The sequence below is a fragment of the Pseudaquabacterium pictum genome (assembly GCF_005403045.1).
Taxonomy (GTDB): Bacteria; Pseudomonadota; Gammaproteobacteria; order Burkholderiales; family Burkholderiaceae_C; genus Pseudaquabacterium; species Pseudaquabacterium pictum.
The window spans coordinates 17,616-38,287 of record NZ_BJCL01000020.1 but is presented as its reverse complement, the minus strand read 5'-3'; the positions used below and the strand labels follow the sequence as shown (position 1 = coordinate 38,287).

The window sequence follows — 20,672 nt, the reverse complement described above, 5'->3', positions numbered from 1 at the left end:
ATGGCCTTCGGCCGCCTGCAGCGCCCTGGCGCATCGCAGCCGATGAGCGAGATCAACATGACGCCGTTGATCGACGTGATGCTGGTGCTGCTGGTGATCTTCATCATCACCGCACCGCTGATGAGCAGCAGCCTGCGGCTCGATCTGCCCAAGGCCGACGGCGCCACGCCCACCGATGCGCCGCTGTTCGTCGCCGTGGCGGTGGATGCCGGCGGCCAGCTGTTCTGGGGCGATGAACCCGTCACCCCAGAACAGCTGCAGGCCAAGGTGCGCGACAGCGCCCGCCGCAACCCGGCCACCGAGGTGCAGCTGCGCGCCGACCAGGCCGTGCCCTTCGGCCGCATCGCCGAGCTGATCGGCCTGGTGCAGGCGGGCGGGCTGAACCGCGTGGGCTTTGTCACCGAGGTCGCGGCCGCGCCATCGGCCAAATAGCGGCATCTGCCCGCAGACCCCCCTTCTACAATGAAGGGATGAACGAGAAATACGCCCCCGCCGAGGTGGAAGCCGCGGCCCATGCCCACTGGGCGCAGCCGCTGTGGAACGGCCACAACGCCTACCGCGTGACCGAGGACCAGAGCAAGCCGAAGTTCTACGCCTGCTCGATGCTGCCCTACCCCAGCGGCAAGCTGCACATGGGCCATGTGCGCAACTACACCATCAACGACATGCTCGCGCGCCAGCTGCGCATGAAGGGCATGAACGTGCTGATGCCCATGGGCTGGGACGCCTTCGGCCTGCCGGCCGAGAACGCGGCGATGAAGAACAAGGTGCCACCGGCTGCGTGGACCTACTCGAACATCGCCCACATGAAGGGCCAGATGCAGGCCATGGGCCTGGCCATCGATTGGAGCCGCGAGGTCGCCACCTGCACGCCGCAGTACTACAAGTGGAACCAGTGGCTGTTCCTGAAGATGCTGGAAGCCGGCATCGCCGAGCGCCGCACCCAGGTGGTGAACTGGGATCCGGTCGACCAGACGGTGCTGGCCAACGAGCAGGTGATCGACGGCAAGGGCTGGCGCAGCGGCGCGGTGGTCGAGAAGCGCGAGATCCCCGGCTACTACCTGAAGATCACCCAGTACGCCGAAGAGCTGCTGTCGGCGGTGAACAACCCCGACGACCCGCAGTACCTGGCCGGCTGGCCCGAGCGGGTGCGGCTGATGCAGGAGAACTGGATCGGCAAGAGCGAGGGCGTGCGCTTCGCCTTCACCCACGACATCCGTGGTGCGGATGGCGCGCTGATCGGCGATGGGCGCATGTGGGTGTTCACCACCCGCGCCGACACCATCATGGGCGTGACCTTCTGCGCCGTGGCGCCCGAGCATCCGCTGGCCGCGCATGCCGCGGCGTCCAACCCCGCCGTGGCCGCCTTCATCGCCGAGTGCGCCCAGGGCGGCACCACCGAGGCCGAGCTGGCCACGCAGGACAAGAAGGGCGTGGCCACCGGCCTGACGGTGACACACCCGCTGACCGGTGCGGCCGTGGACGTGTGGGTGGGCAACTACGTGCTGATGGGCTACGGCGACGGCGCGGTGATGGGCGTGCCGGCGCATGACGAGCGCGACTTCGCCTTCGCCCGGAAGTACGGCCTGGCCATCCAGCAGGTGGTGGCGGCCGACGGCGAGACCTTCAGCACCGACGCCTGGGCCGACTGGTACGGCGACAAGCAGCGTGCGGTGTGCGTCAACTCCGGCGTGCTCGACGGCCTGCCGCACAAGGCGGCAGTGTCCAAAGTGGCCGAGCTGCTGGCGGCCAAGGCCCTGGGCGAGAAGAAGACCACCTGGCGCCTGCGCGACTGGGGCGTGAGCCGCCAGCGCTACTGGGGCACGCCGATCCCGATCATCCACTGCGACGACCACGGCGCGGTGCCGGTGCCCGAGAAGGACCTGCCGGTGGTGCTGCCCGAAGACTGCATCCCCGACGGCAGCGGCAACCCGCTGAACAAGCGCGCCGACTTCCTGAACGTGCCCTGCCCCGTCTGCGGCAAGCCGTCGCGGCGCGAGACCGACACGCTGGACACCTTCGTCGATTCGTCGTGGTACTTCATGCGCTACTGCGACCCCACCAACGCCGAGGCGATGGTGGCCGACGGCACGCAGTACTGGATGGGGGACACCGCGGGCCACCCTGGCATGGACCAGTACATCGGTGGCATCGAGCACGCCATCCTGCACCTGCTGTACGCCCGCTTCTGGACCAAGGTGATGCGCGACCTGGGCCTGGTCAAGGTGTCCGAGCCGTTCACCAAGCTGCTGACCCAGGGCATGGTGCTCAACCACATCTACAGCCGGCGCAGCGACAAGGGCGGCATCGAGTACTTCTGGCCGCACGAGGTGGAAGACATCCGTGATGACGCCGGCAAGGTGACCCAGGCCCGCGTCAAGGCCGACGGCAGCCTGGTCGACTACGAGGGCGTGGGCACGATGTCCAAGTCCAAGAACAACGGTGTCGACCCGCAGGCCCTGATCGACCAGTACGGCGCCGACACCGCCCGGCTGTTCGTGATGTTCGCCAGCCCGCCCGAACAGACGCTGGAGTGGAACGACGCCGGCGTGGAAGGCGCGCACCGATTCCTCAAGCGGGTGTGGGGTTTCGGCGCGAAGAACGCCGCGCTGCTGCAGCGTGCGACCAGCAGCAACCTGAGCGGCGCCACGCTGCGCCCCGAGGCCGCCACGCTGCGCCGCGAGGTGCACCTGGTGCTGCGCCAGGTGAGCCATGACTTCGACCGCATGCAGTACAACACCGTGGTGTCGGGCTGCATGAAGCTGCTGAATGCGCTGGAAGGCTTCAAGGCGGACGGCAGCGACGGCGACACCGCCACGCTGTGCGAAGGCATGTCGGTGCTGCTGCGCGCTCTGTACCCGGCCTGCCCGCACATCACCCATGCGCTGTGGGCCGAACTCGGCTTCGCCCAGGCCGTGGGCGACCTGCTGGATGCGCCCTGGCCTGCGGTCGACGAGGCCGCCCTGGTGCAGGACCAGATCAGCCTGGTGCTGCAGATCAGCGGCAAGACCCGCGGCGCGCTCAGTGTGCCGGCGGCGGCCGACAAGGCTGCCATCGAGGCGGCTGCGCTGGCCTCGCCCGAGTTCGCCAAGTTCAGCGAGGGCAAGGCGGCGAAGAAGGTGATCGTGGTGCCGGGCCGGCTGGTCAACGTGGTGGTCTGACCGGCTGCATGGTGCACAGTCACGCACGCCGACGCCTCCTGGCCGCCCTGGCTGCCGTGGGCGGAGCCGCCTTGCTGGGCGGCTGCGGCTTCGCCCTGCGGCAGACGCCGCCGCTGCCCTTCCGCCGCATCGCGCTGACCGGCTTCGTGGCCGATTCGCCGCTGGCCGGCAGCCTGCGCCAGCGCCTCGCCGACGCCGCCCAGGTGGTCGACACCCCCGGCCAGGCCGAGGTGGTGCTGCAATCCATCACCGACAAGCGTGAGCGCAGCGTGGTCGCGTCCACTGCCGCCGGCCAGGTGCGTGAACTGCAGCTGCGGGTGCGCTTCGAGTTCCGCGTGGTCTCGCCCGGCGGACGCGAGCTGGTGCCTGCCAACGAACTGCTGCTGACCCGCGACATGAGCTACAGCGAGAGCTTCGCCCTGGCCAAGGCGCAGGAGGAAGCCGAGCTGCTGACCGCCATGCAGGACGACATCGTGCAGCAGGTGCTGCGCCGGCTGGCCCAGGCCCGCCCCTGACCGGAGCCACCCCATGCAAGTGCGCGCGGAGCAACTGCCCCAGCACCTGGCCCGCGGGCTGCAGCCGGTCTACACCATCCACGGCGACGAGCCGCTGCTGGCGCAGGAGGCGGGTGACGCCATCCGCACGGCCGCCCGCGCGGCGGGTTTTGTCGAGCGCAAGGTGTTCACCGTCAGCGGCCAGCATTTCGACTGGTCGGGCCTGCTGGGCGCGGCGCAGGCGATGAGCCTGTTCGCCGAGCGGCAGCTCATCGAGATCCGCATTCCCAGCGGCAAGCCGGGCAAGGACGGCAGCGAGGCGCTGCAGCGCTACTGCGGCCACCTGTCGGACGACGTGCTGACCATCGTGCACCTGCCCAAGCTCGACCGCCAGCAACAGCAGGGCGCCTGGTTCGGCGCGCTGTCGCAGGCCGGCCCCACGATCGAGGTGCTGCCGGTCGACCGCCGCCAGCTGCCCACCTGGATCGCCCAGCGCCTGGCCGCCCAGGGCCAGCGGGTGGCCGAGGGCGACGCCGGCCAGCAGACCCTGGCCTTCTTTGCCGACCGGGTGGAAGGCAACCTGCTGGCCGCCCATCAAGAGCTGCAGAAGCTGGCCCTGCTGTACCCCGCTGGCACGCTGGCCTTCGAGCAGGTGGAAGCCGCGGTGCTGAACGTGGCCCGCTACGACGTGAGCAAGCTGTGCGATGCGGTGCTGGCCGGCCAGACCGCCCGCGTGCTGCGCATGCTGGACGGCCTGCGCGCCGAAGGCGAGGCCGCGGTGCTGGTGCACTGGCATGTGGCCGACACCATCGCCGGGCTGAAGCGGGTGAAGGACGCGCTGGCCCAGGGCAAGCCGCTGCCGGTCGCCTTCCAGGAAGGCCGGGTCTGGGGCGTCAAGCAGCGGCTGTATGAACGTGTGCTGCCGCTGCTGGCCGAGCACCAGCTGGCCCACCTGGTGGAGGCCGCCAGCATCTGCGACGGTGTGGTCAAGGGCTTGAAGCACCCGCTGTGGCCGCTGGACGCCTGGGATGCCCTGCGCCACCTGGTGCTGCTGCTGGTGCAAGCCGTGGCCAGCCCGCCCGCGCCGCGCGGCAAGGCGCCGCTGCTGCGTGCGGGCCCGCGCCTGGCGCTGGAAGCCTGACGCGTCAGGGTGCAGCGGGGAAGGTGCAGCCCGCGCCGCTGCAGGTCAGCGCCACGAACACCTCGCTGCGGATCAGCCACTTGCCGTCACGCAGCACCCACTGCGCCGAGTAGCGGCCGCCCAGCATCGGCGCATTGGCCACGCTGCCCGGGTGGCCCGACCAGCGGCCCTCCTCGTAGGCCAGCGGCCAGTTCGGGCTGACCTGCACCGACACCGGCTCGCGCTGGTAGATCAGCCGGTTGGGCGACGGATTGGCCGGCGGCACCAGCAGCTTGCGTGCGGCCTCGGCGCCCTCCACCGGCTGGCCCAGGGCGCGTCGGATGGTGATGTCGGGCACCCACCAGGTGACCACCTTGTCCAGATCGTCCACCGCCATGGCCTGGGTCTGGGCAATGCGGGCAGCCTTGATGGCCGCCTCCTCGCGCGCCAGCGTGGCAGCGTCGCGCTGCGGCGGCGTGGTCTGGGCACTCGTCAGTGTGGTGACCGCGGCCAGCGCCGTGGCGATCAGGGAACGGGACAGGACAGCCATGCAAGCTCCGTGGGGTGAGGAAGGCGGGATTCAGTAACCGGCGTCGCGCTGCACCAGGTGGGCCAGCGGCGCACCGTCGGCCAGCGCGCGGATGTTGGCGGCCACCACCGCGGCGGCGCTGCGCTCGTCGGTCTGCGCGGCCACATGCGGCAGCAGCGTCACCTGCGGGTGGGCCCAGAACGCATGGTCGGCCGGCAGCGGCTCGGTGTGGAACACATCCAGCACCGCATGGCCGACCTGGCCACTGGCCAGCGCGGCCAGCAGGTCGGCATCGACCAGGTGGGCGCCACGCGCCAGGTTCACCAGGCCAGCGCCATGCGGCAGGCGGGCCAGCAGCGATGCATCCAGCAAGCCGCGGGTGTCGGGCGTCAACGGCAGCAGGTTGATCACCACCTGGGCGCCGGCCAGCGCCGTGTGCAGGCCGTCGGTGCCGGTGTGCACCTGCACGCCCGGCGGTGCGGCTGTGCCGGCGCCGCGGCGCCAGGCGGCCACCGGGTAGCCCTGCTGCTGCAGCCGCAGCGCCGAGGTGCGGCCCATCTGGCCCAGGCCCAGCACCAGCACCGGCACCTCGTCGGCCCGGCGCTGCGGGTGCTGCTGCCACACCGCCGCCTTCTGCTGGCGGGCATAGCCGAAGAAGCCGCGGTGCAGCGCCAGCGTGGCCCACAGCGCGGTTTCGGCCATCGCCGCATTCATCGCCGGATCGACCATGCGGGCGATGGGCACGCCGGCCGGCAGCGTGGCATCGGCCAGCAGGCGGTCGACGCCGGCCCACAGGCTCTGGATCAGCCGCAGCCGCGGCAGGCCCTGCAGCTGGCCGGGCGGCGGATTGGCCACGATGGCGGCATCGATCTGGTCATCGGCCGCTTCGCCGCGGGCCAGGCACAGGCGGTGGCCGGGCAGCGCCTGGCGCAGCGCGGAGGCCCAGGCGTCGCGCTCGGCGGCGTCGAAGTTGCCGGTCAGCAGCAGGTTCATGCGGGCACCGCCAGGTCGTCGATCAGGCCCTGCAGTGCGCAGGCGATGGTGGCCTGGCGCACCGCCGCGCGGTCGCCGGGAAAGTGCTGCGCCACGGCGCGGCTGGTGATGGCGCCATCCGCCCCGCGCTGCGCCCAGGCCAGCCACACCAGGCCCACCGGCTTGGTGGCCGTGCCGCCGCCGGGCCCGGCCACGCCGGTGACGGCCACCGCCCGCTGCGCGTGCGAGCGCTGCAGCACACCCGCGGCCATGGCCAGGGCCACCGGCTCGCTGACCGCGCCATGGGCGCCGATCAGATCCGCCGGCACGCCCAGCAGCTCGGTCTTGGCGGCGTTGCTGTAACTGACGATGCCACGCTCGAACCAGTCGCTGGAGCCGGCCAGGTCGGTGCAGGCACCGGCGATCAGGCCGCCGGTGCAGCTCTCGGCGGTGGCGATCATCTGGCCGCGCTGGCGCAGCGCGTCCGCCAGGGCATGTACCAGGGTGGGGATGGGGTCGGACATCGGGTTGTTCCTCAGCCAGTCAGCTCAGACAGTCAGCCGCAGCCACAGCGCGATCACCAGCAGCGTGCACAGCGCCGCCACCAGGTCGTCGAACAGGATGCCCCAGCCCTGGCGCCAGCCGATGGCCTGGCCGGGGCGCAGCTTGTAGAGCCGGTCGGCCCAGCGCACCGGGCCGGGCTTGGCGGCATCGAAGTAACGGAACAGGCCGAAGGCCACGGCCTGGCCCAGCAGGCCGGTGGGCATCACCAGCCAGAGGATCAGCCAGAAGGCCAGCACCTCGTCCCAGACGATGGCGCCGGGGTCGGCCGTGCCCAGGTGCTGCGCCGTGCGGGTGCAGGCCCACCAGCCCAGCAGCAGGCCGCCGGCGATGACCCAGCCCCACTGCGCGCTGGTCAGCCAGCGGTCGGCCACCACGAAGGCGGCCCAGGCCCACAGCGTGCCCACCGTGCCCGGCGCCCAGCGCGACAGGCCGCTGCCGAAGCCCAGCGCCACCCAGTGCGCCAGGTGGCCGCGCATGAAGCGGGCGGTGGGCCGAATCGGCGCGGTGGGGGCAGCGGCCGTCATGCGCCCGCCGCGAAGTGGTCGAAGCCCTGCAGCTGCAGCGGCACCGCACGGCCCTGGGCGTCCAGCAGACGCAGGCCGGGTTCGGCGGTCAGGCGGCCGATGCAGCGCGCGCCGACACCGGCCGCGGCCGCCGCGGCCTGCACCGCGGCACCGGCCGCCGGCGGCGCGGTGAACAGCAGCTCGTAGTCGTCACCACCGGCCAGGCAGCACTGCCATTGCTGCTGCTGCGGCTGGCGTGCCAGCACCGGGCCGATGGGCAGATCGGCCAGCCCGATCTCGGCGCCCACGCCCGAGCGGCGCAGCACATGGCGCAGGTCGCCGACCAGGCCGTCGCTGACATCGATGGCCGCGGTGGCCAGGCCGCGCAGGCCCAGGCCCAGTGCCACCCGCGGCTGCGGCTGCTCCATGGCCGTGCGCACCGCCTCGAAATCGGCACCATCCAGGCTGACATGGCCGCGGAAGGCCTCCAGCGCCAGCCGCGCATCGCCCAGGCCGCCGTGCAGCGGGTGGCTGACCCACAGCGCATCCCCCGCGCGGGCGCCATCGCGCCGCAGCGCCTGGCCGGGCGGCACCTCGCCGAAGACGGTGATGCAGAGGTTCAGCGGCCCGGCGGTGGTGTCGCCGCCCACCAGGCCAATGCCGTGCGCGTCGGCCAGATCGAACAGGCCCTGGGCCAGGCCGGCCAGGAAGGCCTCGTCCACCCGCGGCAGCGCCAGCGCCAGGGTGAAGGCCACCGGCTTCGCGCCGCAGGCGGCCAGGTCGCTCAGGTTGACGGCCAGCGCCTTGTGGCCCAGCCGCTCAGGCCGCACCGTCGACAGGAAGTGCCGACCCTCGACCAGCATGTCGCTGGAGATGGCCCACTGCATGCCGGCGGCGGGCTGCAGCAGCGCGCAGTCGTCGCCCACGCCCAGCACCGCCTGCGGCGTGGGGCGGGTGAAGTACTTCTGGATCAGGTCGAATTCGCCCAGGGCCATGGCCGGTGATTGTGGCCGACCCGGCCGGGCGTGCCGGGCCTCAGGCGCTGACCGGGGCCGCCGGGTGCACGCCGGCGGCCAGCAGCGCCCGGTGCAGTGCGGCCAGCGTGACCGGCTTCTCCAGCACCAGGTCGACGCCCAGCGCGGCGGCATCACCCGGGTGGCCGGTGCACAGGATGCGGCCCGGCGGCGGCCGGCCGGCGGCGCGGGCCTCGTCGGTGATGCGTTGCAGCAACGTGGGCCCATCGTCGCCCGGCATGTGGCGGTCGCTGATCACTGCGGCCACCGGCTGGCCGCGCCACTGTGCCAGCGCTTCGGCCGCATCGGCCGCCTCGGTCACCCGGTAACCGGCCGAGCGCAGCAGCTCGGCCAGCAGGAGGCGCGACAGCGCATCGTCGTCCACCAGCAGCACCAGGTCGGCGGTCCCGCCGGCAGCGGGCAGCGGCAGTGCTTCGGGCGCGGTGGTGGCCGCGGTCAGCAGGGGCAGGCGCACCACCACCTCGGTGCCCTGGCCGGGCTGGCTGCGCAGGCTGATCTCGCCCTGCATCGCCTCGGCCAGGCGCTTGCAGATGGCCAGGCCCAGGCCGTGGCTGCGCTCGCCGGCGGGCAGGCTGGCCAGACCCTGGGCGCTGCTGAACGGGGTGAACAGCAGCGGCTGCCGCTCGGGCGCGATGCCCACGCCGGTGTCCCGCACCGTCAGCCGCAGCCAGCCGTTGGCCACCGGGGTGGCGGCGTCGGGCGCGTCGGCCACGGTCTCGCCGTCCAGCACCGCGCTGACCAGCACCTGGCCGGCCGGGGTGTACTTCACCGCATTGCCGACCAGGTTGGCCAGCAGCTGGCGCAGCCGCAGCGCGTCCACACTGGCCTGGGCCGGCAGCGCGGGCGACAGCTGCAGCTGCAGCACCAGGCCGCGGGCCTGGGCCGCCAGCCGGTGCGGCTCGACGATCTGCTGCAGCAGCGGCACCAGCGCCACGCTGGCGGGCTGCAGCGTGAGCCGGCCCGATTCATAGTGGGCCAGGTCGAGCACGTCGTCGATCAGCTGCACCAGGGTGCCCGAGGCCTGCTGCGCCATCTGCCACAGCAGGCGCTGGGCCTCGTCCAGCGGGCCCTGGCCCAGTCGCGCCAGTGCCAGGGTGATGGCCTGCAGCGGCGCGCGCAGCTCATGGCTGGCGCTGGCGACGAACAGGTTCTTGGCCTGCACCGCATCCACCAGCTCGGCCTGCAGCGCCCGCTCACTCGACACATCGACCACATAGCCGGTCCAGGCGATGCGGCCGCCCTCCAGCGTGCGGGCCACCGCCTCGCAGTGCAGCCAGCGCGGGCCGTGCAGCGGGTGGTTGTAGTGCGCCGTCTGCTTGAATGGCTGGCGGGTGGCCAGGCATTCGGCCCGCGCCGCGCGCAGCCGGGCGGCCTGCGGCGCCGGGGCGCGCAGGGCCACCGCCTCGAACAGGCTGGGCACGTCGCGCAGGCCGGGGCCCAGGAAGGTGTCGACCGCGTCGCTGACATAGCGCTGCAGCAGCTTGCCGTCGGCACTGGCGATGTACTGGAACACCACGCCGGGCAGGCTGTTGGCCACCGCCAGCAGGCGCTGCTCGGCCTGGCGGCGCTGGGCCACCTCCTTCGACAGCCGGCGCATCCACCAGGCGCTGGCGGCGGCCAGCAGCAGCAGGGCCACGCCGGCGGTCACCATCAGCGGCAGCCAGCGCCGCCAGGGGAAGCCGGGCACCACGTCCACCGCCACCCAGCGGCGCATCATGCGCTCGCGCTCGGCCGGCGGAATGTCGGCCAGCGCGCGGTTGATCAGCGGCACCAGCGCCGCCGACGCCACCGAGGTGGCGAAGTGGAACTGCGCCGGCAGCTCGTCGACCCGTGCCACCTGGCGCAGCACGCCGTTGTTGTCGCTGTGGATGCGCAGGTTGGCGTACAGCTTGGCCTCGACCGCGGCATCGGCATCACCGGCGGCCACCATGTCCATCGCGGCCTGGCCGGAGGGCGCGTCGACGATGCGGATGTCGGCATAGCGCTCGGCCAGCAGGTCGCGCAGCGGGTGCTGGGCGGCCAGCGCCAGCCGCTTGCCGCGCAGGCTGTTCAGGTCCCAGTACAGCGGTGCGTCGCTGCGGGCGACGATCTGGTAGGGCATCTCCAGGTAGGGGTCGGAGAAGCTGAATTCGCGCGCCCGCGCCGGCGTGCGGGTGAGGAAGGGCACCAGGTGGATGCGGCCGGCGCGCAGCGCGTCCAGCATGTCGGCCACGCTGTCGAAGGGCACGACGTCGATCGCCGTGCCCAGGCGGGCGGCGACCTCGGCGGTGTAGTCGGCGGCGATGCCGGCATGGCCGCCGCTGGCCGTGGCCTCGTTCAGCAGGGTGAGGCCGCGCACCGCGCCCACCCGCAGCACGCTGCGGCCGGCGAGCTGGGCCTGCTCCTCTGGCGGCAAGGGCAGCAAGCGCGGCACGTTGCCGGCCTGCTGGCCCAGGTTGCTGAGGGCCGCCTGCAGCGACGGCATCGGCGACGGCCGCATCGCCGCCACGCCCTTGCTCAGTGCGCTGGCCAGCAGCGGCCAGTCGCTGCGCACGCCGAAGTGCATCTGCCCGGTGGCATAGACGATCGACCGCTTGACGCCGAGGCCGCCGATGCCCTCGCGCTGCAGCCGGTCCAGCGCCATCAGCAGGCTGCCGAAGTAGTAGTCGTCCTCGCCCAGGGCCACCGCGCGCAGGGCCTCGGCGGTGTCGGGGTGCTCGGTGATCAGCGCGTCGGGGTAGAGCCGCTGCAGGTAGTAGCGGGTGACATAGCCGCGCTCGATGGCCACCCGCCGGCCATTGAGCGAGGGCTCGGTGCTGAGCCGGTTGTCGGCCTGGCGGCCGATCAGGGCGCCGGGATTGGGGGCGGTGCCGAGGGTGTAGGCCATGTAGGCCTCGCGCGCGGGCTCGTAGCCCACGGTGGTCATCAGGTCGATGCGGCGCTCGCGCAGCGCGGCCAGGGTGCTGGGGAAGTCGGGCAGCACCACCGGCTCCAGCCGCAGGCCCAGGGATTGCGCCAGCCGGGTGAGGATCTCCACCTGGATGCCGGAGATCTCGCCGTTGTCGGCGATCACCTCGTAGGGCCGGTTGTCCGGCAGGTTCAGGCCCACGCGCAGCGGCGGCAGGCTGGCCAGGAAGGCCTGCTCCTTGGCATCGAGCAGGTCGGAGGCCGGGGTGACGATGCCCGGCTGCGGCGCCTGGCGGAAGCGGTAGGGCCCGCCGGCCGCCTGCGCGAGGGCAGCCGCTGCGCACATCCACAGCAGCCAGGCCGCCAGCAGCGCCCCGACTGCCCTGCGCATCACGGCGCCTGCTCGCGCAGCAGATTGGCCAGTTCCACCGCCGAACGCACGTTCATCTTCTCGAACAGGCGGGCACGGTGCACCTCCACCGTGCGCACGCTGATGTCCAGCGCGTCGGCGATCAGCTTGTTGGCCAGGCCGGCGACCACCCGCTCCATCACCTCGCGCTCGCGGTCGGTCAGCTCGGCCAGCGCGCGCTGCACCGCCAGCCGCGCGCGCCGGCGGACGATGGCCTGGCCGCTGACCTCCAGCGCCTGCACCACCCGGTCGACCAGGGCGTTGTCGGAGAACGGCTTCTCGACGAAGTCGAAGGCGCCGCGCTTGACCGCGGCCACCGCGGTGGGCACGTCGCCATGGCCGGTGAGGAAGATCACCGGCAGCGCCGTGGTCAGCCCGCGCTCGACCAGCCGCTCGAACAGCACCAGGCCGCTGGTGCCGGGCATGCGCACATCCAGCAGCAGGCAGGACGGGGCATCGGGCCAGGCCGTCAGGTCGCGGGTGGCGAGGAAGGCCTCGAAGGCCTCGGCATGGCCGAATCCTTCGGACAGCAGGCGGCGCGAGCGCAGCAGCCAGGCCAGGGCATCACGGACCACCGACTCGTCGTCGACCAGGTAGACAACCGGAATCCCCAATGGCGGTGCTGCTGTGGAGGCCATGGCCGGAGTATCCAGCACGGCGGGCCAGGCAGCGCCACGGGCGATCCCGGGGCGGCGTCAGCCGGCCGGTGGACGGCCCACCAGCTGCGGCAGGGTGAAGCGGAACCCGGTGCCGCCGGCGCGGCCACTGGCGTCACCTGGCCGCGGCGGCAGATTCTCGAAGTCCATCGCACCGCCATGCTGCTCCACCACCGTGCGGCACAACGACAGGCCCAGGCCCATGCCCTCGGGCTTGGTGGTGAAGAACGGGGTGAACAGCCGCTGCGCCACCTCGGCCGGGATGCCGGGGCCGGCATCGACCACCGAGAACACCACCCAGCGGCCCGGCGTGCCAGCCGCCGCGGGCGCCAGCCGCACGCGCAGCGTCAGCACCCGCTCGGCCAGTGGCGTGTCGGCCTCCATCGCCTGGATGCCGTTGCGCGCCAGGTTCAGCAGCACCTGCTCCACCATCGTGCGGTCGACCTTGACCCGCGGCACCGGCTGTGCGATGTCCAGCTCGACCCGCGCGCCGCTCTTGCGTGCCTGCAGCCGCACCAGCGGCAGCACCGACTCGATCAGCAGGTCTGCGGCGATCACCTCATGGGCCTGGTGGCGGCGGCGCACGAAGTCGTGCACGCTCTTGATCACCCGGCCGGCACGCTCGGCCTGCTCGGCGATGCGCTCCAGCGCATGCTGCAGCGAGGGCAGCAGGTCGGGATCGGGCCGATCGGGGTCCTGGCCCGGCAGCGCCGGCGCATGCACCAGGTTCAGCGAGCCGGTGGCATAGCTGGCGATGGCCGACAGCGGCTGGTTCAGCTCATGGCTGAGCAGCGAGGCCATCTCGCCCACGCTGGCCAGGCGGGCGGTGGCCTGCAGCCGCTCCTGCTGCTGGCGCGACAGGTCTTCCACCCGGCGCTGCGACGACAGGTCGAGCACCGCGCTCATCCAGCCGGTCTGCTTGCCGGTGCCGGTGACCAGCGGCGCCTCGTAGATCATCACCGGGAAGCGCTCGCCGTCCTTGCGCATGAACACCGTCTCGTAGCCCTGGTGCGGCTGCTCTTCGTCGGTGGCCGCGGCCTGGCGCTCGGCCTGGCGGCGCTGGTAGTCGGCCGCGTGCTCGGGCGGCCAGTACGGCGGCAGCGTGGCGTGCTGCAGCTCGTCGGCACTGAAGCCGACCATGCGGCAGAACGCCGGGTTGACGTAGACGATGCGGCCCTGGCGATCGCGGGCGCGCAGGCCGGTCAGCAGCGAATCCTCCATCGCCTTGCGGAAGCCCAGCGATTCGGCCAGCGCCTCCTCGGCGGCGGCGCGGCGGCGGCCGTCGCGCACCAGCAGCAGCACCACCGCGAACAGCGCGATCGACAGGCCCATCACCAGGGCGGTGGCGAGGTTGGGGATCAGGCTGGGCGCGCGCTCGGCCGCATCCACCCGCAGCTGCAGCGGCGAGCCGGGCAGGTCGACCACCCGCTCGGCCACATAGACGCCGGCGCCACGCACCGCGCCGCTGCGCGCCAGGCGGGTGCCATCGCCTTCGATGAAGCTCAGCTCATGGCTGCGCCCGGCATCGCTGCCGCGCACCTCGTCCAGCCACTGTGACAACAGCAGCGTGGCCACATGGAAGCCGACCAGCTCGCCGGCCTGCTGCACCGGCACGCAGACATCCACCACCTCGGCGCCCAGGCCGCCGGGCAGCGGCACGAACTGGCTGCGCGAAAACGCCGGCGTGGCCAGCCGGCGGGCGATGCCGCAGGCCACCTCGGCCTCCAGCGCCATCTCGGCACGCGACATGCGCTGGAACAGCGGCTCGCGGAACGGCGAGTCAGCTGCTTCCAGGATGCGCAGCCGCGCGTCGCGGCGCTCGATGCGGCCGATCTCGCGCTGGCTGCGCAGCAGCGTCTCGGCATGGCGCTGCCAGGCCTGGGCATCGGCCTCGCGTGTCTGCAGGCCCTGCAGGCCCTGCAGCACCAACTGGGCGCGGCGGCGGATCTCGCCCTGCGCCGCGGTGGCCTGGTCGTCGGTGCGCTCCTGGGCGCGGGCCTGCTCGTAGCGCAGCGTCAGCAGCACCAGCAGCGATTGCGCCACCACCAGCAGCACGACCAGCGCCACCCACAGCAACAGCCGCCGCGAGCGGGGGCTGTCCTGGGGTGGTGCGGATGCTGGGGTGGCGGGCGGCGCAACGGCGGTCATCAGGACCGCCAGTATTTCCCGCCGGCAGCGGGCCCGGCCTACGCAGTTGTGCGCATGGCCGGGCTTCGGTCCATCAGCGGGCGGCCTGGCCCACCAGCACGGCACCGGCCGGCAGGTGGCTGTAGACCTCGGCGTTGATCGCGCGCTGTTCGCCAGACTGGATGGCCTGCAGCGTGCTGGCCTTCACCGAGGCGCGCAGCGCGGTGCTGCGCACCGGCTCCATGTAGCCGGCCGACCAGGCCTTGGTCAGGCCGCTCTGGCGGGCGGCGGTCAGCTCGGCGCCGACCTCGGCGCGGGTCTTGGTGCTCTGCACGCCCTGCAGCCAGCTGTCGGGCGTGGCTTCCTGGGCGAAGGCCGAGCCGGCGGCAGCGGCGGTCAGGGCGATGGCGGCGATCAGGGATTGGGTGGCGTTCATGGTGGTGTCCTTCAAGGGTGGGTTGGCGTGGATGGTTCCGGTCGGTTGCTGGTGGCCTTGCAGTGCTGTCACAGCGCCGACCACGGAACGAAGTTTGAAGAGCGCAACCGACGCACGCCGAACAGCCACATGACAAAAACGTCATCCACCACCGGCGCCGGCGGTGGCACCATCACGGCCGATGCGACTCCTGGTGATCGAAGATGAGGTGAAGCTCGCCCAGTACCTGCACAAGGGCCTGGGCGAGAACGGCCATGTGGTCGACGTGGCACACGACGGCATCGAAGGCCGGCGCCTGGCCACCGGCGGCGACTACGACCTGGTGCTGCTCGACGTGATGCTGCCTGGCGTCGACGGCTTCGGTGTGCTGCAGGCCATCCGCGCCGAGAAGCGCAGCCTGCCGGTGCTGATGCTCACCGCCCGCGACCGGGTCGAAGACCGTGTGCGCGGCCTGGAGCAAGGCGCCGACGACTACCTCGTCAAGCCCTTCGCCTTCAGCGAGCTGCTGGCCCGCGTGGGTGCGCTGTTGCGCCGCGGCCAGCAGGCCGGCGCCGCACCGGCCACCGAACTGCAGCTGGCCGACCTGCGGCTGGACCTGCTGAGCCGCCGCGCCGAGCGCGGCAGCGAGCGGCTGGACCTGACCGCCAAGGAGTTCAAGCTGCTGGCCCTGCTGCTGCGCCGGCGCGGGCAGATCCTGTCGCGCACCACGCTGGCCGAGCAGGTGTGGGACATGAACTTCGACTCCGACACCAACATCGTCGAGGTGGCCGTGCGCCGCCTGCGTGCCAAGCTGGACGACCCCTTCCCCCACAAGCTGCTGCACACGGTGCGCGGCATGGGCTACGTGCTGGAAGACCGTGCACCATGAGCTGCCCGACGATGCTCTGCAGCCACTCGATCGCCCACCGGCTGTCGAAGAAGCTCGCCATCTTCACCGCCATCGTCATCGGCATGGTGTCCTCCGCCAGCTGGTTCTCGGTGGCGATGATGGTCAAGCAGCGCAACCTGCAGGACCTCGGCGTGCGCTGCGACCTGCTGGCCGACATCCTGAGCCTGGAGGCGCAGAACGGCGGCGAGACCGCGGTGCTGCAGCGCCTGCACACCGACGCACCGATGCGCGCCCGCACCCGGTTGGAAGTGTGGCGACCGGACGGCCAGCTGTTCTACGCAGACGCCACGCCGGCGTCGATGCAGGCCAGCGAGCATGTGCGCGCCCACGAGTTCGCCATCGACGCTCCCGGCCTGCCCGGCGGTCAGCTGCGCGCGCGCTACTCGGTGGACTTCACCAGCAGCGCCAAGCTCGGCGCGCGCTGGGCCATCATCCTCAGCGTGGTCACGCTGATGGCCGGCGTGGTCGTGGCGCTGGGTTCCGCCTGGTTCGTGCGCCGCAGCCTCAAGCCGCTGAACCTGCTGGCCGCTCAGACCCGTGCCATCTCGCCGCGCCAGCTGGACCAGCGGCTGGCGCTGGCCGATCCGGCCGAGGAGCTGTCGCCCTGGATCGTGCAGTTCAACGCGCTGATGGACCGGCTGCAGCAGGCCTATGGCCAGCTGGAGGCCTTCAACGCCGACGTCGCCCATGAGTTGCGCACGCCGCTGGCCACGCTGATCGGCGAGACCGAGGTGGCGCTGTCGCGCGAGCGCAGCCCGCAGGCCCTGCGCGAAACGCTGCAGTCCAACCTGGAAGAGATGCAGCGGCTGTCGGCCCTGGTCAACGACATGCTGTTCCTGTCGCAGGCCGACCGCGGCGTGACGGCGCGGCGCGGCGCGCCGGTCAGCCTGGCCGGGCTGGCGGCGCAGGTCAGCGAGTTCCACGAGGCCACGCTGGAAGACGCCGGCCTGGCACTGCGCATCGAAGGCGATGCCACGCTGCCGGTGGACGAGCCGCTGGTCAAGCGCGCGCTGTCCAACCTGCTGGGCAACGCCACCCGGTTTGCCGAGCCGGGCAGCACCGTGGTGATCGCCATCGCCCCGGCGCCCGAGCCGCAGCAGGTGCAGGTGGTGGTGCAGAACCGCGGCGAGGCGATTGCCGCCGACCACCTGCCGCGGCTGTTCGACCGCTTCTTCCGCGTCGACAGCGCCCGCTGCTGCGAGGACGGCCAGCACCACGGCCTGGGCCTGGCCATCGTGGCGGCGATCGCCCGCATGCATGCCGGCCGCACCGTGGCCGAAAGCGCCAGCGGCACCACGCGGGTCGGATTCACCCTGGCGACCTGACGCCGGTTACCCCCTCGGGGGCTACGCAGTTTCGCGCATGGACAGGCGCGTCGCGGGCGCGACACTCCTAGAATCCGCCCCCCCGATTCAGGACCGCCGACCCATGCCCAACCAGGAAGAAAAGCGCGCCGAGCTGCGCCGTGCCGCGCTGGAGTACCACGAGTTCCCCACCCCGGGCAAGGTGGCGATCGCCGCGACCAAGCAGATGGTCAACCAGCGCGATCTGGCGCTGGCCTATTCGCCCGGCGTGGCAGCCGCCTGCGAGGAGATTGTCGACGATCCAGCCAATGCCTGGCGCTACACCTCGCGCGGCAACCTGGTGGCCGTGGTCTCCAACGGTACCGCGGTGCTGGGCCTGGGCAACATCGGCCCGCTGGCCAGCAAGCCGGTGATGGAGGGCAAGGGCGTCCTCTTCAAGAAGTTCGCCGGCATCGACGTCTTCGACCTGGAGATCGCCGAGAACGATGTCGACAAGCTGGTCGACATCATCGCCGCGCTGGAGCCCACCTTCGGCGGCATCAACCTCGAGGACATCAAGGCGCCGGACTGCTTCTACGTCGAGCGCAAGCTGCGCGAGCGCATGAAGATCCCGGTCTTCCACGACGACCAGCACGGCACGGCCATCGTGGTGGGCGCGGCCCTGCTCAACGGCCTGAAGGTGGTGGGCAAGCGGCTGGACGAGGTCCGGCTGGTCACCTCGGGCGCCGGTGCCGCCGCGCTGGCCTGCCTGAACCTGCTGGTGAAGATGGGCCTGCCGAAGAAGAACATCTTCGTCACCGACCTGGCCGGCGTGGTGTACCAGGGCCGGGTGGAGCTGATGGACCCGGACAAGTCCGAGTTCGCCCAGGAAACGCCGCACCGCACGCTGGCCCAGGTGATCGCCGGGGCCGACGTGTTCCTGGGCCTGTCGGCCGGCGGCGTGCTGAAGGCACCGATGGTGGCCAGCATGGCCGCCAGGCCGCTGATCTTCGCGCTGGCCAACCCGAACCCGGAAATCATGCCGGAGGAGGTGGCCGCGGTGCGCAGCGACGCCATCATGGCCACCGGCCGGACGGACTATCCGAACCAGGTCAACAACGTCCTGTGCTTCCCGTACATCTTCCGCGGCGCGCTGGATTCGGGGGCGACCACGATCACCGACGAGATGGAGATCGCCGCGGTGCACGCCATCGCCGAACTGGCCCAGGCCGAGCAGGACGACAAGGTGGCCGCCGCCTACGCCGGCAGCACGCTGAGCTTCGGGCCGGAGTACCTGATTCCCAAGCCCTTCGACCCGCGGCTGATGATGAAGATCGCCCCGGCCGTGGCCCGCGCCGCCGCCGCCTCGGGCGTGGCCGCCCGGCCGGTGACCGACTTCGCCGCCTACGAGGAAAAGCTGCAGAGCTTCGTCTACGCCTCCGGCAACGCGATGAAGCCGATCTTCAGCCAGGCCAAGCGCGCCCAGCGCCGCAACGTCGCCTTCGCCGAAGGCGAAGACCGCCGGGTGCTGCGCGCGGTGCAGGTGGTGGTCGACGAAGGCCTGGCCCGGCCCTGGCTGGTCGGCCGTGCTAGCGTCATCCACACCCGCATCGAGAAGCTGGGCCTGCGGCTGCAGCCCGGGCGGGATTTCGACATCGTCAACATCGACGACGACCCGCGCTACCGCGACTACTGGCAGACCTACCACCGCCTCACCGAGCGCAAGGGCGTCACCGAGCAGTTCGCCAAGATCGAGATGCGCCGCCGGCTGACGCTGATCGCCGCGATGCTGCTGCACAAGGGCGAGGTCGACGGCATGATCTGCGGCACCTGGGGCAGCACCCAGCAGCACCTGGCGCACATCGACCAGATCATCGGCCGCCGCGCCGGCGTCAATGTCTACGCCTGCATGAACGGGCTGATCCTGCCCGGGCGCCAGGTGTTCCTGGTCGACACCCATGTGAACTACGACCCCACGGCCGAGCAGCTGTGCGAGATCACCATCCTGGCGGCCGAGGAGATGCTGCGCTTCGGCGTGCAGCCGAAGGCCGCGCTGCTGTCGCACAGCAGCTTCGGCAGCAGCAACCAGCCGTCGGCGGTGAAGATGCGCGAGACGCTGGCGCTGCTGCAGCAGCGCGCGCCCTGGCTGGAAGTGGACGGCGAGATGCACGGCGACGCCGCGCTGGACGCCGCCCACCGCGCCGAACTGATGCCGCGCAGCACCCTGCACGGCGAGGCCAACCTGCTGGTTCTGCCGAACATCGATGCCGCGAACATCAGCTACAACCTGCTGAAGACGGCCGCTGGCGGTGGCATCGCCATCGGCCCGGTGCTGCTGGGCGCGGCGCGGCCGGCGCACATCCTGACGCCGTCCGCCACGGTGCGGCGCATCGTCAACATGACGGCGCTGACGGTGGCCGACGCCAACGCCGCCCGTTGAGTCAGGCCGGCTTGCACCAGTCTGGTGCGACCTGCATCCAGGTGGTCGGGGACCATGAAAACGCGGATGTCAAGGACTTGACAAGTCTGTAAGTCCCTGATTCATGTCATGTTTCTGGATTGTGAGCACCCACTCAATTCCCCTGGTGGCTGCCCAAATTTGAGGCACCGGCTTGAGTTCCGGGGGCCGTTCCGGTAGCATTCGCAACTCAGATTTCAGGGTCAACCCGTGGAACCCGTTTGCGAGACCAGCCGGTCACCGATGAAGCATCCCCTGCGCAGCTGGGGGGCCAGATCGTCGGCAGTGGCTGGGCAGGTGCTGCTGATGGCAGCCATGCTGGTGGGTGGAGCGGCGCAGGCCAGGGGTCCGGCAGACACGCTGGGCACCGTGGCACTGGCCGCATTGCCGCCGGAAGCACGCACCACGCACCGCCTCATCCTGTCCGGTGGACCATTCCCCTACCGCAAGGATGGGTCGGTCTTCGGCAACCGGGAGCGGCTGCTGCCGCGCGCGGAACGGGGCTTCTACCGCGAGTACACCGTGCGCACGCCGGGGTCGCCAGACCGCGGCGCCCGGCGCATCGTGTGCGGCGGCCAGCAGCCCACTGCTCCTGAAGCCTGTTTTTACACCGCCGACCATTACGCCAGCTTCAAGCTGATCGCGCAGTGAGCGGCGCTCGATCCGGAACCGACCACTCTTAGAGCCAGGAGGAACGTGACCATGCTGCTGCAGACCGTCCGTCCCAATATCGTGCAGGCCATCCGTGCCTACCGTGTCGAAGACCTGATGGCCGCCGCCGAAGGCGCTGGCCAGCATTTCCTGTACGCCAACCTGACCGAGGCGCAATCCAAGCAGGACGTGCTCGACAAGATCGCCGAGTCCTTCCTGTTCCCGGCGCACTTCGGCAAGAACCTGGACGCGCTGTTCGACTGCATGACCGACCTGGTGCACCGCGCCGGCAGCCAGCCCGGCTTCGTGGTGGTGCTGGAGCAGTTGCCCGACAACGCCCGCTTCGACCGTGAAGCCCGCGAGCAGTTGCTCGACGTGTTCCGCGACGCGGCCGATTTCTGGGGCGAGCGGCGCATCCCGTTCCGCTGCTTCTACTCTTTCGCCGTGGCCCGCGCCAACGAGTCGAGCGCCTGGGAGCGTGTCAACGAGGCCGCGCAGGA

Annotated in this window: 17 protein-coding genes and 1 pseudogene; 9 read left to right on the top strand and 9 right to left on the bottom strand. The window is 71.5% G+C overall.

Translation table 11 applies throughout. The features are described 5' to 3' along the window. Genes FFT10_RS24415 through holA form a run of 4 tightly spaced genes read left to right on the top strand, consistent with a single transcriptional unit; the run spans nucleotide 1 to nucleotide 4,796 of the window. Nucleotides 1–432, top strand: a complete 432-nt coding sequence (locus tag FFT10_RS24415; protein WP_137735496.1) for an ExbD/TolR family protein — start codon at nucleotides 1–3, stop codon at nucleotides 430–432. A 38-nt stretch (nucleotides 433–470) separates the two neighbouring features. Continuing rightward, complete coding sequence (gene leuS / locus FFT10_RS24410; protein ID WP_137735495.1) at nucleotides 471–3,161, top strand: leucine--tRNA ligase; 2,691 nt, start codon at nucleotides 471–473, stop codon at nucleotides 3,159–3,161. A 56-nt stretch (nucleotides 3,162–3,217) separates the two neighbouring features. Further along, on the top strand, nucleotides 3,218–3,676 hold the full coding sequence (locus tag FFT10_RS24405; RefSeq protein ID WP_228027292.1) for an LPS-assembly lipoprotein LptE: 459 nt from the start codon (nucleotides 3,218–3,220) through the stop codon (nucleotides 3,674–3,676). A 13-nt stretch (nucleotides 3,677–3,689) separates the two neighbouring features. Beyond that, complete coding sequence (gene holA / locus FFT10_RS24400) at nucleotides 3,690–4,796, top strand: DNA polymerase III subunit delta (protein ID WP_137735494.1); 1,107 nt, start codon at nucleotides 3,690–3,692, stop codon at nucleotides 4,794–4,796. A 4-nt stretch (nucleotides 4,797–4,800) separates the two neighbouring features. On the opposite strand, the gene FFT10_RS24395 is transcribed toward holA, so the two are convergent. From FFT10_RS24395 to FFT10_RS24355, 9 genes are all read right to left on the bottom strand, one after another. Beyond that, the gene (locus tag FFT10_RS24395) at nucleotides 4,801–5,325 is read right to left on the bottom strand and encodes a YybH family protein (protein ID WP_137735493.1); all 525 of its coding nucleotides are present in this window, start codon (nucleotides 5,323–5,325) and stop codon (nucleotides 4,801–4,803) included. Between the two features lie 30 nt (nucleotides 5,326–5,355). Continuing rightward, entirely contained in the window at nucleotides 5,356–6,297 is a 942-nt protein-coding gene (locus FFT10_RS24390) for a 2-hydroxyacid dehydrogenase (RefSeq protein ID WP_137735492.1), read from the bottom strand. Next, nucleotides 6,294–6,800: a CinA family protein gene (locus FFT10_RS24385; RefSeq protein WP_137735491.1), complete on the bottom strand. Its 507-nt coding sequence runs from the start codon at nucleotides 6,798–6,800 to the stop codon at nucleotides 6,294–6,296. Before FFT10_RS24385 ends, FFT10_RS24390 begins: the two co-directional genes overlap by 4 nt. Nucleotides 6,801–6,824: 24 nt before the next feature. Beyond that, nucleotides 6,825–7,364: a phosphatidylglycerophosphatase A family protein gene (locus FFT10_RS24380; RefSeq protein WP_137735490.1), complete on the bottom strand. Its 540-nt coding sequence runs from the start codon at nucleotides 7,362–7,364 to the stop codon at nucleotides 6,825–6,827. Continuing rightward, nucleotides 7,361–8,338 carry a thiamine-phosphate kinase gene (gene thiL, locus FFT10_RS24375; protein ID WP_174246146.1) on the bottom strand — a complete coding sequence of 326 codons (978 nt, stop codon included), beginning with the start codon at nucleotides 8,336–8,338 and terminating at the stop codon, nucleotides 7,361–7,363. The genes FFT10_RS24380 and thiL overlap by 4 nt, the downstream gene beginning before the upstream one ends. A 40-nt stretch (nucleotides 8,339–8,378) precedes the next feature. Next, on the bottom strand, nucleotides 8,379–11,654 hold the full coding sequence (locus FFT10_RS24370; RefSeq protein ID WP_137735489.1) for a transporter substrate-binding domain-containing protein: 3,276 nt from the start codon (nucleotides 11,652–11,654) through the stop codon (nucleotides 8,379–8,381). Further along, nucleotides 11,654–12,310 (bottom strand): response regulator transcription factor, encoded by a 657-nt coding sequence (locus tag FFT10_RS24365; RefSeq protein WP_137735488.1) that lies wholly within the window; start codon nucleotides 12,308–12,310, stop codon nucleotides 11,654–11,656. The genes FFT10_RS24370 and FFT10_RS24365 overlap by 1 nt, the downstream gene beginning before the upstream one ends. A gap of 57 nt (nucleotides 12,311–12,367) precedes the next feature. Next, entirely contained in the window at nucleotides 12,368–14,476 is a 2,109-nt protein-coding gene (locus FFT10_RS24360) for a two-component system sensor histidine kinase NtrB (RefSeq protein ID WP_137735487.1), read from the bottom strand. Nucleotides 14,477–14,549: 73 nt separating this feature from the next. Then, nucleotides 14,550–14,891 (bottom strand): DUF4148 domain-containing protein, encoded by a 342-nt coding sequence (locus FFT10_RS24355; RefSeq protein ID WP_137735486.1) that lies wholly within the window; start codon nucleotides 14,889–14,891, stop codon nucleotides 14,550–14,552. Between the two features lie 181 nt (nucleotides 14,892–15,072). On the opposite strand from FFT10_RS24355, the gene FFT10_RS24350 reads away from it, so the two are divergent. The 5 genes and pseudogenes from FFT10_RS24350 to FFT10_RS24330 form a co-directional block, all read left to right on the top strand. Next, nucleotides 15,073–15,759 carry a heavy metal response regulator transcription factor gene (locus FFT10_RS24350; RefSeq protein WP_137735485.1) on the top strand — a complete coding sequence of 229 codons (687 nt, stop codon included), beginning with the start codon at nucleotides 15,073–15,075 and terminating at the stop codon, nucleotides 15,757–15,759. Beyond that, entirely contained in the window at nucleotides 15,756–17,105 is a 1,350-nt protein-coding gene (locus FFT10_RS24345) for a heavy metal sensor histidine kinase (RefSeq protein ID WP_137735484.1), read from the top strand. The genes FFT10_RS24350 and FFT10_RS24345 overlap by 4 nt, the downstream gene beginning before the upstream one ends. A 103-nt stretch (nucleotides 17,106–17,208) precedes the next feature. Further along, nucleotides 17,209–19,503, top strand: a complete 2,295-nt coding sequence (locus FFT10_RS24340; RefSeq protein ID WP_137735483.1) for an NADP-dependent malic enzyme — start codon at nucleotides 17,209–17,211, stop codon at nucleotides 19,501–19,503. Between the two features lie 333 nt (nucleotides 19,504–19,836). Then, on the top strand, nucleotides 19,837–20,172 hold the full coding sequence (locus FFT10_RS24335) for a guanyl-specific ribonuclease (protein ID WP_228027297.1): 336 nt from the start codon (nucleotides 19,837–19,839) through the stop codon (nucleotides 20,170–20,172). Nucleotides 20,173–20,223: 51 nt separating this feature from the next. Continuing rightward, nucleotides 20,224–20,613, top strand: a pseudogene (locus tag FFT10_RS24330) (barstar family protein); the annotation flags it as partial. Between the last annotated feature and the right edge of the window lie 59 nt (nucleotides 20,614–20,672).